Source organism: Streptomyces sp. NPDC002144 (genome assembly GCF_053593695.1).
The window spans coordinates 177,137-191,513 of record NZ_JBSFDB010000008.1 but is presented as its reverse complement, the minus strand read 5'-3'; the positions used below and the strand labels follow the sequence as shown (position 1 = coordinate 191,513).

Sequence of the window (14,377 nt, the reverse complement as noted above, 5' to 3'; positions counted from 1 at the left end):
GAAGGTCCGGACCACTTGCTGTGGACCCGCTCGGCGTCCGAAGATTTTTCTCCCCGCTCTCCGCAACCGCGCGAAGGGCGGGGAGCGTCTTTGCGAACGCCCTTCAGGGGGTCGGCGGGGATGCGGCCCGAGGCGTGGGGACGTCTCGGTCATTCAGGACACAGGGGAAGAGCGGGTACGCATGAGGGCGTTTGGCGCACGGTCAGTTGTACCGCCTGAAGCGAGACGGCCGATTGCGGCACATGACGCGAAAGTGACGCCCGGCACGTACAACCCTCCCGGGGGGAAGCGTGTCCAACTGGCGTGGCTCAGGTTCTCGACTTCTCCGCTGCGACCCGCAGCCGACCCCGGATGCCCGGCGCGCCCGGCGGCATGCCGGTGATCGCGCCCATGCCAGCGGCGCGGCCCACCCGCATACCGAACCAGCGCGACGGCGTCGAGGACGTGACGGCCGCCGGGACCACCGTCGACCACCTCACCGAGACCTACCGCGCGCACTACCGCTCGCTGCTGGGCCTCGCCGCCCTTCTGCTCGACGACACCGCCTCCTGCGAGGACGTCGTCCAGGAGGCCTTCATCCGGGTGCACTCCGCGCGCAAACGCGTCCGCGACCCCGAGAAGACGCTCGCCTACCTGCGGCAGACGGTCGTCAACCTCTCCCGCTCCGCCCTGCGCCGCCGCATCCTCGGCCTCAAGCTGCTGTCCAAGCCGATGCCGGACATGGCGAGCGCCGAGGAGGGCGCCTACGACCAGCTGGAGCGCGACTCCCTGATCAAGGCGATGAAGGGGCTGCAGCGCCGCCAGCGCGAGGTCCTGGTGCTGCGCTACTTCGCGGACATGACCGAGGCTCAGGTCGCCGAGACGCTCGGCATCTCGCTGGGCTCGGTCAAGGCGTACGGCTCCCGGGGCATCGCGGCTCTCCGCCTCGCGATGGAGGCGCCGGCATGAGCAAGGACGGCGAGTCCCATGACTCCCACGAGCGCCATGAGCCCTTCGCGTGGCACGAGCCGACGCGCACGAACGAGCAAGAACACAGCCAATCGCACGCTGGGAACGGAACTGTGAACGACGGCCTCGAGGACCGGAGCGCCGAAGGGCTCGACCCGGACGAGCTGGCCCTGCGCAGGATGCTGCACCAGGCGGTGCAGACGGTCGAGCCGCGCGACGGCACCCTGGACCATCTGCGCCGTGCCGTGCCCGCCCGGCGGGCACGCAAGCGGCAGGCCATGGTCGGCATGGCCGCGGCGGCCCTGTTCATCGGCACCGCCGTGCCGGCCCTGGTGCACGTCTCCAACTCCACCGGCTCCGACGTCAACCCCTCCGTCGCCGGCCAGGCCTCCCAGGCGCAGGGCGGGGCGAGCCAGGGGAAGAACGCGGACGGCAGTGAGAGCACCGCGGGCGGCGGCTCCGGGACCGCCCCGGGCCATGGCAAGGGCGACACGAAGGGCGACGGCAAGGGCAAGAACAACGGCGCCGGCATGGGCGCCAGCGCCGGTACCGGCCCGTCGTCCGCCAGCGCGTCCGCCGCGGTGTGCACCGCGGCCCAGCTGGGCTCGGCCACCGGGACGACCGCCGCGCCCGACTCCACCGGCGCGGTGTACGGCACGTTCCGCGTCGTCAACGTCTCCTCCGCCGCCTGCACCGTCGGCGGCCCCGGCTCGGTGAGCACGCTCGCCCAGGGCGCGGCCGACGCCACGAAGATCACCACGTCCCATCATGTCTCCGGGGACGCGGCGGCCGCGCTGCCCGACCCGGCGACCGAGGTCACCTCGCTGCTGCTCGCGCCGGGCGCCTCCTACGAGGTGAAGTTCGCCTGGGTGCCCACGGAGACCTGTCCCACCACCGGCACGGGCAACGGCGGCACCACGGACGGCGGTTCCACCGCGAGCCCCACGCCCACACCGGATTCGGGCACCACCTCCGGCTCCGCGTCCAGCGGCACGGACAGCGGGGTGAGCACCCAGATGTTCACCGAGGACGGTGGCACGGCGGACGGGTCCGTCGTGATCTCCCACACCGCGGAGGCGGGCTCGCCGACGGTCTCGGCGACGGTGTCCGGCGCGTGCGCGGGTGTCGTGTACTACACCGGGCTGCTGGCCGGGTCCTGACGCCTCGCAGTAAGAAGCCTTGCCGTCGGACGCCTTGCCGCAAGACGGCTGGCTGTCAGACGCCTGGCTGTCAGACGCCGGACGGGCTGGCCTGGGACACGGTCTCCTCCTCGGGGACCAGACCCATCCGCGCGTCCCGCGCGAACTCGATCTCGCGGCGCAGCAGACGGAACCACATGAAGACGACGAAGCCGGCGAAGACGAACCACTCGCCGGTGTAGCCGAGGTTCTGGAAGGCCTTGAGGTCGAGACCGGAGTCCGGCGGCGCCGTCGCGGGCACGGCCCTCATCCCGGAGTCGGCCTTGTCGAGCGTGATCCAGGCGTCCTCCACGCCGTACGGCACCAGGTTCACCAGCGAGGCCGCGCTGATCGCCGCGGTCTGCCCGGCAGGCAGCCCGCCCTGCGCACTGACGCCGTTGTCGCCCGGTGTCTCGGAGGCCTGCAGCGCGCCGGTGACGGTGACCTCACCGGTGGGTGCGGCGGGTGCCTTCGCCGGATCGGCGGCGCCCGGCAGCCAGCCGCGGACCACGGGCAGCGCCTCGCCGCCGTCCATCCGCAGCAGTGTCAGCACGTAGAAGCCCTGCTTGCCGTCCAGCCGGCGGTTCGGGACGAGCAACTGCTTGTCGTACCGGCCGGTCGCGGTGGCCTGCCTGCCGGAGGTCGCCTTGTTCACCGGCAGCAGCTCGCGCAGCGGCCGGGCCGACTCGTGCCGGTCCGTCGTGACCCGCTCGGTCGCCTCCCGGTGGTCCTGCACCCGGCCCTCGAACCGGCTCAGCTGCCAGGACCCCATGAAGATGCAGAAGGGGATGGCGAGCAGCACGAAGACGTTGATCCCCCACCACCGGGGCGTCAGCAGAAACCGGTACACGCCTTCAACGGTACGGTGCCGTTCCGGTGAGCCGGGCAGGGGGGTTCAGTACCGCTCGGCGAGGTGGTCCCGTCCGGCCGGAGGTTCGTACGGCTCCGGCCAGAAGTCGGTGATCGCGGATATACGGCCGTCCTCGTCCCCGGTGAAGAAGGAGATGCCGTACATCTCCTCCAGTCCCACCGCGAAGTGCGTCCAGCTGACCACCTGCCCCGGCTCGGCGACCAGGCGCTCGATCCGCAGATGCCAGTCACCCGGATACTCCCGGTTGAACCGCACGTACCGCTCCCGGCCGCTGATCCTCTCGCGGGTCTGCGGGAGGGTGTAGACGACGTCCTCGGCGAGCGTGCCCGCGAAGGCGTCCCAGTCCCGGGCCTCGGCGGCGGCCCAGAACCTCTCGACTGTCGTGCGCAGATCGGTCATGCCGAAGAGTGTGCACGCCGCCACTGACAATCAGACCCTGCGCGCCTTCAGCGAGTACATCAGCGGGATGCCCGGGCGGCCCGGCGGGAAGCGGTAGTAGCCGTCGTCGTGGCGCTCGAACGTCTCGAAGCGCTGGAAGACGGAGACGTCGTGCTCGTGCAGGAACTCGATGCGCAGACCCGTCGCGGCCAGGGCGGAGACGACCTCGCCGAGCGGGTGCTGCCACTCCACGGTCCGGTTGTGGACGGTGTCGGTACTCTCCGCCGCGTACGTGCCGGGGTAGTCGTACACCTGCGCGGCCCGGTCGAAGTAGTCCCGCACCACCCGCGAACCGGTCTCGTCGTCGAGGACGTCGGTCAGTGGATGGAACTCGCAGAGATACAGGAACCCGCCGGGCGCGACCAGCGCGGCCGCCGTTTCGGCCCACCGCCGGACGTCGGGCAGCCAGCACAACGCCCCGACCCCGGTGTAGACGATGTCGTACGACGGCTCCGGTACCGCGCTCGCCGCGTCGTACACGTCCGCCGCCACGAACTCCGCCCGCTCCGGCCCGAACCCGAGGCCGGCGGCGAGGCCCCGGGCCACCTCGACGGCCGGTGCGGAGAAGTCGAGGCCGACGACGCGGGCCGCGCCGTGCCGGGCCCAGGAGAGGGTGTCGGTGCCGATGTGGCACTGCAGATGGAGCAGGGTCCTGCCGGTCACGTCACCGACCTCGGCCAGTTCGAAGGAGCGCAGGGCCTCCTTGCCGGCCCGGAAACCGTCGAGGTCGTAGAAGTCTCCGGTGGCGTGCAGCGGGACCCTCTCGTCCCAGTTGGCACGGTTGGTCTCACGCCAGTCGGAGGGGACCTCGGCGGGGACGGTGGAGGACATGATCGCGCCTTCCTGACCTGCTTGGACGGGTGTTCGGTAAGTGCCGGGTAGAAGTTATCCACAGCCTGGGTCCCGGGCCAGCGAATTGTCGGCGGGGACGGGCACTATGGGGCCATGACTGAGAGCAACGGGTCCGACGCGCCGGATCAGGTACAGAACGAGAACATGCCGGACTGGGAGAAGCGCTTCCGGGCGCCGCGGGTGTCGCTGCCCGACTGGGCGGAGGACGCACCGGACCGCTCCCTGTTCGTGTCGAACGCGACGGGGACGTACGAGCTGTACGCCTGGGACCGCTCGACCGGCGTCCAGCGCCAGGTCACCGACCGGCCGAACGGCACGACGGACGGCGTGCTCTCCCCGGACGGCGCCTGGATCTGGTGGTTCGACGACAAGGACGGCGACGAGTTCGGCGTCTGGCGCAGACAGCCCTTCACGGGCGGCGCGGACGAACCCGCCGCACCGGGCCTGGACGCCTCCTACCCGGCGGGCCTGGCCCTGGGCCGCGACGGCCGCACCGCCGTCGTGGGCCGCTCCACGGACGAGGACGGTACGACGATCCACCTCGTGCGCACCGGCGAGGACCCCGTGGAGATCTACCGCCACCGCGAGTCCGCGGGTGTCGGCGACCTCTCCCACGACGGCTCGCTGATCGCGATCGAGCACACCGAGCACGGAGACGCGATGCACTCCGCGCTGCGCGTCCTGCGCCCCGACGGCACGGCGGTCGCCGAGCTCGACGACACCCGCGGCGGCACCGAGGAGCTCGGCCTGGAGGTCCTCGGCTTCGCCCCGGTCGAGGGCGACACGCGCCTGCTCATCGGACACCAGCGCCGGGGCCGCTGGGAGCCGGCGGTGTGGGACGTGGCCACCGGCGAGGAGACCGATCTCGCCCTGGACCTGCCCGGCGACGTCAGCGCCGAGTGGTACCCGGACGGCACGGGCCTGCTCATCGCCCACAGCTTCGAGGCGCGCAGCGAACTCTTCCGGTACGACCTGGCCGGCCGCTCCCTGGAGCGGATCCCGACCCCGCCCGGCACGGTCTCCGGTGCGACGGCCCGCCCCGACGGCGCCGTGGAGTACCTGTGGTCCTCGGCCGCCCAGCCGTCGGCGGTCCGCTCCACCACGGGCGAGGTCGTCCTCGACCCGCCCGGCATGAAGTCCCCCGGCTCGGTCCCGGTGGAGGACGTGTGGGTGGAGGGCCCGGGCGGCCGCATCCACGCCCTGGTGCAGAAGCCGGCGGGCGCCACCGGCCCCCTGCCCACGGTCTTCGACATCCACGGCGGCCCCACCTGGCACGACAGCGACTCCTTCGCGGCGGGCCCGGCGGCCTGGGTCGACCACGGCTACGCGGTGGTCCGTGTCAACTACCGCGGCTCGACCGGCTACGGCCGCGCCTGGACGGACGCCCTCAAGCACAGGGTCGGTCTGATCGAGCTGGAGGACATCGCGGCGGTCCGCGAATGGGCGGTGACCTCGGGCCTCGCCGACCCCGCCCGGCTGATCCTCACCGGCGGCTCCTGGGGCGGCTACCTCACCCTCCTCGGCCTCGGCACCCAGCCGGACGCGTGGACGCTGGGCATCGCGGCGGTCCCCGTCGCCGACTACGTCACGGCGTACCACGACGAGATGGAGGCGCTGAAGGCCATGGACAGAACCCTCCTGGGCGGCACCCCGGAGGAGGTCCCCGACCGCTTCGAGGCGTCCTCCCCGATCACCTACGTCGACAAGGTCACGGCGCCGGTCTACATCTCGGCCGGCGTCAACGACCCGCGCTGCCCCATCCGCCAGATCGAGAACTACGTCAAACGCCTGGAGGCCAGAGGGGCGACCCACGAGGTGTACCGCTACGACGCCGGGCACGGCTCACTGGTGGTGGACGAACGGATCAAACAGGTCCGCCTGGAGCTGGACTTCGCGGACCGGCATCTGGGCTGACGGGAGGTTCCCGGCCCCGGTTATGTGCTGTCGGCCCGTCCGGCGGTCGAGGACGAGGTCCGGTCAGGGTCGGAGCGGGTGTCCGGGGGCGGTGGCCCCCGGCACCGCGCGCTCCGGGGGACGGCGGCCCAGCAGTTCCGCCAACCCCCGCCGCGTGGCAGCGAGGACCACCCGGTCCGTCCCGCTCAGCACATACGCGTCGGGCAGGTCCCACACCAGCCCCGAGTTCCGCCCGTCCTCGTACGCCTCCTCCGCGGCCGACTCCTCCCGCCGCCCGGCGGAAGCCCCCGTGTCCAGCGCCAGCACCCGCCAGGACCCCGCCCGGAACGCCTCCGCGACGGTCTTCCCCTCCAACTGCGGATGCCCCGCCACCTCGAGCGCGGCGAACAGCAGCACCCGCCGCTCCACCGGAATCGCGCCCAGGATCTGCCGCCCCATCATGGCCCCGGCGAACGCGGGGGCCGCGAGGTGCGACACGCTCCGGCTCCGGGTGGACGCCCGGGGATGGGCGGCCCTGAGCGTCCGGTACACGGCCGTGGAGAAGTCGTCGTCGTACAGCCGCAGCACCACCCGCAGATCCGGCCGCACGGACCGCGCGTACAGCGCGGCCTCCAGATTCGTCGTGTCGGCGCTGGTCACCGCGAGCAGCGCATGCGCCCGATGGATCTTCGCGGCCTCCAGCACCCCCTCCTGTGTGACGTCCCCGAGCACCACCGGCACCCGCAGCCGCCGGGCCGTGGCCAGCCCCCGCGCCTCGGGATCGGACTCCACGCAGACCACGGGGATGCTCAGTTCCCGCAGCCGCGTCAACACCCGCGTACCGATCTTGCCGAGTCCGAGGAGGACGACATGACCGCCCATCCCCCGAGGCGGCTTGCGCAGCGCGGAGGCGCTCCGGAAAGTGCCCAGCGCCTCGAGCACCGCGGCCAGCAGCACCGGCAGCAGCAGCAACCCGACGAGCCCGGACAGGAGTTGGAGAATCTGTCTCCCGACGGAGGCGCCGATGGCCGGGTCGTCGATGGCGAACAGATCGAGCAGCGTCAGATAGAAGGCCTTCAGCGGATGGATCCCGGTCACCAGCCACAGGGCGACCGCGAGCGCGACCACGCAGGCGACCATCCCGGCCAGCGACCACCGCAGCCGCCGCGAGAACAGCGAGGCGAACGGCACGGCACCGCGCGCCGGAGGCAGCGAGGGGCCGGCGTAGGAGACCTGTTCCAGGACGACCGTCCCGCGTCCGGTCGCGCCGCGCACCGCCTGCGCGTCGGGCAGCAGCGACGGCCCCTCGTCGCCGGGTCCGGAGCCCTCCGGGACGTCCGAGCCGTTGCCGGTCGGGGACAGCAGCGCGAGCGTGGCCAGCCCCGGCTCGGCCACCTGCCCGGGCCGCGGCGTCCGCTCCACCGCCCGCAGCAGCAGCCCGTCGGTCTGTACGACCTTGCTGGTGCCGGCGACGGCGGTGGCGACCAGCGCCGGCGCGGCCGTGTCGGCGTCGGAGAGCACGGTCGTGGAGGCGTCGACGCCGGCTCCGTCGCCGTCGCCCGCGGCCAACGCGGCCGCCTGGTCGAGGAGTTCCTCGATGTGCTGGCCGAGCCGCCGGTTGTACAGGCGCAGCACGAGCCGCAGCCTGGGGTTGAGGCGGCGGGCGGTGAGCGCGGCGCGGATGTTGGTCTCGTCGTCGTCGTACACGAGCGCCAGCGCGGCGGCCCGTTCGACGCCGGCGGCGGCGAGCACCGCCTCGTTCGGCTCGGTGGCCTCCGTGACGGGGGCGCCGGCGACGGGGGCGCCGGCGACGGGCTCACCGTTGCCGCCCGCGCGGTTGACCGCCGCGCTCACCCGGTCGAGCAGCGCCGCCGTGGTCGCCCGGGCCCGCCCCACCACCGGCGGGCGCACACTCCGCTCGGAGGGCGGCACGACGAGCGTGACCTGTTCGCCGTACACACCGCGCAGTTCGGCGGCCAGGCGGTGTGCCAGGCCGTCGTCGCCGCACACCACCATGTGCCCGGAGGGGTCACCACTCGGCACACCTTGACTCGGAACGCTCCCCACGAGGTCAAAGACTGCCCCAAAGAGACAGGTGGTTCCAGCAACCAGTGAACGTTCACCGTCCTTCCGCCGTAGTGAAGGGGAGGGAACCAGCGCCCTGCCGCAGCACCGGAGGTACCTCGCCCGTGGCCATCACCGAAGAAGCCCTCAAAGGGCCGAACAGCCACGCCCCGGCCCCGCCGACAGAGACACCACCGAAGTCCGCGGCCCCGAAGTCGCCGGACAAGCAGCCGGCTGACCGGAAGTCGCCGGACACGAAGCCCGCCGACGCGCAGTCGCCCCACGCTGCGGCCGCCGACGCGAAGCCCGCCGACGCGCAGTCTCCCGACTCGAAGTCGCCCCACGCAAAGGCCGCCGACACAAAGCCCGCCGACTCGAAGTCACCCCTCGTCCTCACGCTGCTGCTGCTCTCCGTGGTGCTGTTGCAGGGGCCCATCCGGGGTGCCCTGTCCGCGCCGGTGATGCAGAGCTGGATGACGGTGTTCGTGGCCGTGCTGGTGCAGGCGCTGCCCTTCCTGGTCCTCGGTGTGCTGCTCTCGGCGGCGATCGCGGTGTTCGTGCCGCCTTCGTTCTTCGCCCGCGCGCTGCCGAGCCGCCCGGCGCTGGCGGTGCCGGTGGCCGGGATGGCGGGCGCCATGCTGCCCGGCTGCGAGTGCGCGTCGGTCCCGGTGGCCGGAGCGCTGGTGCGCAGGGGCGTGACCCCGGCCGCGGCGCTCGCCTTCCTGCTCTCCGCCCCGGCGATCAACCCGATCGTGCTGACGGCGACCGCGGTGGCCTTCCCCCGCAACCCCGAGATGGTCCTCGCCCGGTTCCTCGCCAGCCTGCTGGTGTCCTGCGTGATGGGCTGGCTGTGGCAGCGCCTCGGCCGCACGGACTGGCTGCGCACACCGGAGCGTTCGCACTACGAGGGCCCCAGCAAGGGCGCCGCCTTCTGGAACTCGGTGCGGCACGACGTGATGCACGCGGGCGGATTCCTGGTCGTCGGCGCGATGGCCGCGGCGACGCTGAAGGCACTGGCCCCGGCGAGCTGGCTGCGCACGGCCGCGGAGAACCCCCTGGTCGCGATCCTCGCCCTCGCCGTCCTCGCCGTACTGCTGTCGATCTGCTCGGAGGCGGACGCGTTCGTGGCGGCCTCGCTGACCCAGTTCTCCCTGACGGCCAAACTCGCGTTCCTGGTGGTGGGACCGATGATCGACCTCAAGCTGTTCGCGATGCAGGCCGGCACCTTCGGCCGGGGCTTCGCCCTGCGGTTCGCGCCCGCCACCTTCGCCCTGGCGATCGTCGGCGCGGTCCTGACCGGGGCGGTGCTGCTGTGAACCGGCAGGCCCAGGCGGCGATCCTGTTCCTGACAGGCGCGGCCCTGCTGCACGCCGGCCTCACCAACCTCTACCTGCGCTACGTCAAGGCGGGCCTGCAACCCCTGCTGCTGGCGTCGGGAGCGATCCTGATCCTCGCCTCTCTGGCGACGGTCTGGTACGAGTGGCGAGGCCGCAAGCCCAAGGCGACGGAAGCCCACGACCACGGCGATGACCACGAGCACGGGCAGGAAGACGCCCACGAGCACACGCACCGCGAACCCCGCATCTCCTGGCTCCTGGTCCTCCCCCTCCTCGCCCTCATCCTCGTCGCCCCGCCGGCCCTCGGCTCGTACAGCGCGATGCGCACCGGTACGGCCCTGCAGCAGCCGTACGGCTACAACAAGCTGCCCGCGACCGGCCCGCTGAACCTCACCGTGGTCGACTACGCGGGCCGTGCCGTCTACGACCACGGCCGTTCCCTGGCGGGCCGCCAGATACACGTGACCGGCTTCGTCGCCCTGGACCACACGGGCGCCCCGTACCTGGTCCGCATGGCCCTCAACTGCTGCGCCGCGGACGCCCAGCCGGTCAAGATCGCCCTGACCGGCAAGGTCCCGCCGGTCCTGGAGCCGGACAAGTGGCTGGAAGTGACCGGCACTTACACCACCCAGCAGATCAAGGACCCGGTGAACAACGGCCCGATCCCGTACTTGAAGATCACGTCGGCCAAACCGGTACCGACGCCGTCGGACCCGTACGACGAGAGCTGGAACCAGTAACCGCGCTCACAGTTCCCGGCCAGGCCACCCCAGCAGCCGCGCACCGATCACCGCTGTCTGCAGCATGTACCGGTGCGCGGGGTCGGCCGGGTCGGCACCGGTGAGTTTGTGGATGCGCTCGAGCCTGTACGTCAGGGCACGCACGCTCAGCGACAGGCGGCGGGCGGCCTCCGCGGCCACGCAGCCGGAGTCGAAGTAGGTGCTGAGGGTGGCGAGCAGGGGCTCGGCGCCGCCGCGGGCGGCGGTGAGCGGGCCCAGGGCGTCCTGGACCAGGTCGGCCATGGCCTGCCGGTCGCGAGTGAGGACGGGGTAGACCAGCAGGTCCGCGGCGTACAGCACCGGGTCATCCAGGTCGAGCCGCTGGGCCAGTTCGAGGGTGTTGAGGGCCTCCTCGTAGGACTGGACGATCCCGCCGACCCCGTGCTGCGGTCGGCCGACGGCGACCCGGCCGCCGTCGGTGGCGGCGTACGCCTGCCGGGCGAAGTGGGTGATGACCTCGTCCTGGTCGCCGGGCGCGACGCACAGCATCCGGCCGTCCTTGGTGGTGAACAGGATGTTGCGCTCGCCGAAGCGGGCGTTGAGGGAGCGTTCCACGCGGCGGGGGACCGGCGCCGCCTCGTCGTACGCCGTCGGGCCCTCGGCCACCGCGACGGCGTGGGTGTGCGAGAGGCGCAGGCCGAAGCGTTCGGCGCGCTCGGCGAGCCGGCCCAGGTCGCTGCGGCCGTAGAGGAGGTCGTCGATGAACTCGCGGCGGGCCGCCTCCTCCCGTCGTACGGCGAGCAGTTGGGCGCGTTCGTAGCCCTCGGCGAAGGCGTCGACGACCTGTTGTACGGCGGCCAGGGTGCTGTCGGCCGAGCCGGGGGTGCGGGGCCAGGCGGCGCGGGTGGCAGCGAGGTGGGCGTCGACCAGGGCGCGCAGCCCGAGTCCGGCCTCCGCGGCCTGTTCGCCGAGAGCCCGCCGGGCCTCCAGCTCGCCCCGGGTCAGCCGCCGGCCGGTCGCGGAGACGTCGGCCAGCAGTTGGGCATACCCGTCCAGATAGTGGTCGGGTATCGCGTGCTCCGCCACTTCGTCCCCCGTTTTCCTGACGCGCCGGTGACGCTTTCTTAGCGCCTGCCCGGCATCGAAACCCTAGTGAACACTGCCGGAAACCGGCAATGCGCGGGGGCGCGCGACGCGCGCACCATGAGCGCCAGGGGAGCACAACGGGCGGTCCCGGTGCCGGACTTCGGCACCGGGACCCTGGACGGGGGGTCGGGATCATGCGGGCGTTTCTCGCGGCCGCCGTGGGGCTTCCCACCATCCTGTTCACCTCGGCCCTCGCCGTGGTCGTCGTCTTCTGGCTGCTGGCGGCCCTCGGGGCGGCCGACCACCACGGCTTCCACGGGCACCGGAACGTCGAGGCCTGGGGGATGGGCGGCGTACCGGTGACGGTCGCCTTCTCACTGCTCACCGCGATCGCCTGGTTCGTCAGCCTGAGCGCGACGGTGCTGCTCGATCCGCTCGCGCCGAACGGGCTCGCCCGCGTCGCTGTCAGGGCCGTGGTCCTGGCCGGCGCGGTGGTCGCCGCCTGGTGGACGACCCGGCTGCTGGTACGGCCGTTGCGTCACCTCTTCCCCGACGCGCCCGGCCCCTCCCGGCAGGACTTCGTCGGCCTGGTCTGCACCGTCCGCACGGGACGGGTGGACGGCACCTTTGGACAGGCCGAGGTCCGGGCGGCGGACGGCTCCAGCGCGATCGTCCAGGTGCGCCAGACGGGCGAGGACGCGAGGAGCGTGAGCAACGCCCTCACCAGCGGCAGCACCGCCCTGCTCTACGCCTACGACGACGTGGGCGAGTTCTTCTGGGTCGCGCCCTACGACGGCGCGCTCGACCCGCGCCCCGACTCCGGCTGATCACCGGCACGCGCCGCGCTTCTCCCTTCTCTCCTCCACAGGACCCAAGAGGCTCATGTCATGAACGCCATCTCCGTGGGCATCGGCGTGCTCGTCGCCGTCGTGCTGCTCATCGCGCTCACCCTGTTGCTGGTGGTCGGCCGACTGTTCCGCAAGGTGGAGCAGGGCCGGGCACTGATCATCTCCAAGACGAAGAAGGTGGACGTCACCTTCACCGGGGCGGTCGTGCTGCCGGTGGTGCACAAGGCCGAGTACATGGACATCTCGGTGAAGACCATCGAGATCCGCCGCACCGGCCGCGAGGGCCTGATCTGCCGGGACAACATCCGCGCCGACATCCACATCAGCTTCTTCGTGCGGGTCAACAAGACCGTCGAGGACGTCATCAAGGTCGCCCAGGCCATCGGCACGCACACCGCGAGCGACCCGGCGGCGATCCAGGACTTCTTCGCCGCGAAGTTCTCCGAGGCCCTCAAGACGGTCGGCAAACAGCTGGACTTCGTCGACCTGTACACCAAGCGCGAGGAGTTCCGGGACCGGATCATCCAGGTCATCGGCACCGACCTCAACGGCTACCACCTCGACGACGCCGCCATCGACTTCCTGGAGCAGACGCCGCTGACCCAGCTGGACGCGGCGAACATCCTGGACGCGCAGGGCATCCGGAAGATCACCGAGTTGACGACCCTCGAGCACGTGCGCACCAACGAGTACCAGCGCACCGAGCAGAAGGAGATCACCCGGCAGGACGTGGAGGCCCGGGAGACCATCCTGGAGCTTGAGCGCCGGCAGTCCGAGGCCGAGATCAGGCAGCGCAGGGAGGTCGAGACGCTGCGGGCCAAGGAGGAGGCCGTCACCGCGAAGGTGCAGGAGGAGGAACGCCTGGGCGCGCAGACCGCGTTCCTGCGCACCGAGGAGCAACTCGGCGTCCAGCGCGAGAACCAGGCCCGCGAGATCGCCGTCGCGCAGAAGAACCGCGAGCGGGTCATCGCCGTGGAGAACGAGCGCATCGAGAAGGACCGGCTGCTGGAGGTCATCGCCCGTGAACGGGAGACCTCGCTGTCGCAGATCGCCAAGGACAAGGAGGTCGAGGCCGAACGCCGCGAGGTCGCGGACGTGGTCCGGGAGCGGATCACGGTGGACCGTACGGTGGCCGAGCAGGAGGAGGCCATCAAGAAGCTGCGCGTGGTCGAGGAGGCCGAGCGGGAGCGGCAGTCGGTGATCATCGCCGCGGAGGCCGAGGCACAGGAGAAGCTGGTCAAGGACATCAAGGCCGCCGAGGCGGCCGAGTCCGCGGCCAAACACCGGGCGGCCGAGCAACTCACCCTCGCCGAGGCCCGGTTGAAGTCGGCCGACCTCGACGCCCGGGCCAAGCTGCGGCTCGCGGAGGGCGTGCAGGCGGAGGCCGCCGCGGAGGGGCTCGCGGCGGTGCAGGTCCGCGACAAGGAGGCCGAGGTCACCGAGAAGGCCGGGCGCGCTCAGGCCGTGGCCACCGAGGCGCGGATGCGCGCGGAGGCGGAGGGCACCGGGGCGCTGCTGCGGGCCGAGGCCGAGGGCGCGCGGGCCAAGGCGCTGGCCGAGGCGACGGCGATCGGCGAGAAGCTGAAGGCGGAGGCGGAGGGCCTGACCGAGAAGGCGGCGGCGATGGCCGCGCTGGACGACGCCTCGCGCGGTCACGAGGAGTACCGGCTGCGGCTCCAGGCGGAGAAGGAGGTCCGGCTGGCCGGCCTCGACGTGCAGCGGCAGGTCGCCGAGGCCCAGGCCACGGTCCTGGCGACGGGCCTGGAGAACGCCGACATCGACATCGTCGGCGGGGACTCCGTCTTCTTCGACCGGCTGGTCTCCGCGGTCGGGCTCGGCAAGGGCGTCGACGGCTTCGTGCGGAACTCCGAGACGGCACAGGCGCTCGCCCGGCCCTGGCTGGACGGCACCGGCAGCTTCACCGACGACCTGGCCCGCGTCCTGGGTTCGGTCTCCACGGCCGACGTGCAGAACCTCACCGTCTCGGCCCTGCTGATGAAGCTCATGAAGACGGGCGGCTCGGAGTCCGGAGCGCTGCGGCAACTGCTCGACCGTGCAGGGGAGTTGGGTTTGGCGGACACTCCGCTGGCCGCTCTGAACGGCAGCGTCAGGGCCTGACGGCCCGCGCCGGGCTCCGATCCGC

At 72.1% G+C, this 14,377-nt stretch carries 12 protein-coding genes; 7 read left to right on the top strand and 5 right to left on the bottom strand.

Annotated features, from left to right (window positions below; all coding sequences use genetic code 11):
- Positions 1-372 precede the first annotated feature (372 nt).
- The gene (locus ACWCQ1_RS14845; protein WP_133044365.1) at positions 373-948 is read left to right on the top strand and encodes a SigE family RNA polymerase sigma factor; all 576 of its coding nucleotides are present in this window, start codon (positions 373-375) and stop codon (positions 946-948) included.
- A gap of 113 nt (positions 949-1,061) precedes the next feature.
- Entirely contained in the window at positions 1,062-2,108 is a 1,047-nt protein-coding gene (locus ACWCQ1_RS14840) for a hypothetical protein (RefSeq protein ID WP_358598171.1), read from the top strand.
- A 70-nt stretch (positions 2,109-2,178) separates the two neighbouring features.
- On the opposite strand, the gene ACWCQ1_RS14835 is transcribed toward ACWCQ1_RS14840, so the two are convergent.
- The 3 genes from ACWCQ1_RS14835 to ACWCQ1_RS14825 are packed head-to-tail and all read right to left on the bottom strand — an operon-like array spanning position 2,179 to position 4,266.
- Positions 2,179-2,976 (bottom strand): SURF1 family protein, encoded by a 798-nt coding sequence (locus tag ACWCQ1_RS14835; RefSeq protein WP_358598168.1) that lies wholly within the window; start codon positions 2,974-2,976, stop codon positions 2,179-2,181.
- 45 nt (positions 2,977-3,021) lie between these two features.
- On the bottom strand, positions 3,022-3,396 hold the full coding sequence (locus ACWCQ1_RS14830) for a nuclear transport factor 2 family protein (protein WP_133044206.1): 375 nt from the start codon (positions 3,394-3,396) through the stop codon (positions 3,022-3,024).
- Between the two features lie 30 nt (positions 3,397-3,426).
- Positions 3,427-4,266, bottom strand: coding sequence for a class I SAM-dependent methyltransferase (locus tag ACWCQ1_RS14825; RefSeq protein ID WP_133044207.1), 840 nt, complete (start codon positions 4,264-4,266; stop codon positions 3,427-3,429).
- 114 nt (positions 4,267-4,380) lie between these two features.
- Here ACWCQ1_RS14825 and ACWCQ1_RS14820 point away from each other — a divergent pair, with 114 nt between their 5' ends.
- The gene (locus ACWCQ1_RS14820; RefSeq protein ID WP_358598163.1) at positions 4,381-6,201 is read left to right on the top strand and encodes a S9 family peptidase; all 1,821 of its coding nucleotides are present in this window, start codon (positions 4,381-4,383) and stop codon (positions 6,199-6,201) included.
- A 63-nt stretch (positions 6,202-6,264) separates the two neighbouring features.
- Here ACWCQ1_RS14820 and ACWCQ1_RS14815 read toward each other — a convergent pair whose 3' ends face one another.
- On the bottom strand, positions 6,265-8,196 hold the full coding sequence (locus ACWCQ1_RS14815; protein WP_451026676.1) for a potassium channel family protein: 1,932 nt from the start codon (positions 8,194-8,196) through the stop codon (positions 6,265-6,267).
- Between the two features lie 173 nt (positions 8,197-8,369).
- On the opposite strand from ACWCQ1_RS14815, the gene ACWCQ1_RS14810 reads away from it, so the two are divergent.
- Both ACWCQ1_RS14810 and ACWCQ1_RS14805 read left to right on the top strand, forming a co-directional pair.
- A complete protein-coding gene (locus ACWCQ1_RS14810) occupies positions 8,370-9,560 on the top strand; it encodes a permease (protein WP_451026625.1) in 1,191 nt (396 codons plus the stop codon).
- Entirely contained in the window at positions 9,557-10,321 is a 765-nt protein-coding gene (locus ACWCQ1_RS14805; RefSeq protein WP_451026624.1) for a TIGR03943 family putative permease subunit, read from the top strand. The genes ACWCQ1_RS14810 and ACWCQ1_RS14805 overlap by 4 nt, the downstream gene beginning before the upstream one ends.
- A gap of 6 nt (positions 10,322-10,327) precedes the next feature.
- Here ACWCQ1_RS14805 and ACWCQ1_RS14800 read toward each other — a convergent pair whose 3' ends face one another.
- On the bottom strand, positions 10,328-11,386 hold the full coding sequence (locus ACWCQ1_RS14800; RefSeq protein WP_451026623.1) for a PucR family transcriptional regulator: 1,059 nt from the start codon (positions 11,384-11,386) through the stop codon (positions 10,328-10,330).
- Positions 11,387-11,580: 194 nt separating this feature from the next.
- Between ACWCQ1_RS14800 and ACWCQ1_RS14795 the strand changes: the two genes are divergently transcribed.
- Both ACWCQ1_RS14795 and ACWCQ1_RS14790 read left to right on the top strand, forming a co-directional pair.
- The gene (locus tag ACWCQ1_RS14795; RefSeq protein ID WP_451026622.1) at positions 11,581-12,213 is read left to right on the top strand and encodes a hypothetical protein; all 633 of its coding nucleotides are present in this window, start codon (positions 11,581-11,583) and stop codon (positions 12,211-12,213) included.
- A gap of 60 nt (positions 12,214-12,273) precedes the next feature.
- The gene (locus ACWCQ1_RS14790) at positions 12,274-14,352 is read left to right on the top strand and encodes a flotillin family protein (protein ID WP_451026621.1); all 2,079 of its coding nucleotides are present in this window, start codon (positions 12,274-12,276) and stop codon (positions 14,350-14,352) included.
- The last annotated feature ends 25 nt before the right edge of the window (positions 14,353-14,377 follow it).

Bases quoted from the DNA above. Each gene is read 5' to 3' on its own strand.
- ACWCQ1_RS14830 (WP_133044206.1), bottom strand. From the start codon at position 3,396: ATGACCGATCTGCGCACGACAGTCGAGAGGTTCTGGGCCGCCGCCGAG.
- ACWCQ1_RS14825 (WP_133044207.1), bottom strand. From the start codon at position 4,266: ATGTCCTCCACCGTCCCCGCCGAGGTCCCCTCCGACTGGCGTGAGACC.
- ACWCQ1_RS14795 (WP_451026622.1), top strand. From the start codon at position 11,581: ATGCGGGCGTTTCTCGCGGCCGCCGTGGGGCTTCCCACCATCCTGTTC.
- ACWCQ1_RS14845 (WP_133044365.1), top strand. From the start codon at position 373: ATGCCGGTGATCGCGCCCATGCCAGCGGCGCGGCCCACCCGCATACCG.
- ACWCQ1_RS14790 (WP_451026621.1), top strand. From the start codon at position 12,274: ATGAACGCCATCTCCGTGGGCATCGGCGTGCTCGTCGCCGTCGTGCTG.
- ACWCQ1_RS14820 (WP_358598163.1), top strand. From the start codon at position 4,381: ATGACTGAGAGCAACGGGTCCGACGCGCCGGATCAGGTACAGAACGAG.
- ACWCQ1_RS14815 (WP_451026676.1), bottom strand. From the start codon at position 8,196: ATGGTGGTGTGCGGCGACGACGGCCTGGCACACCGCCTGGCCGCCGAA.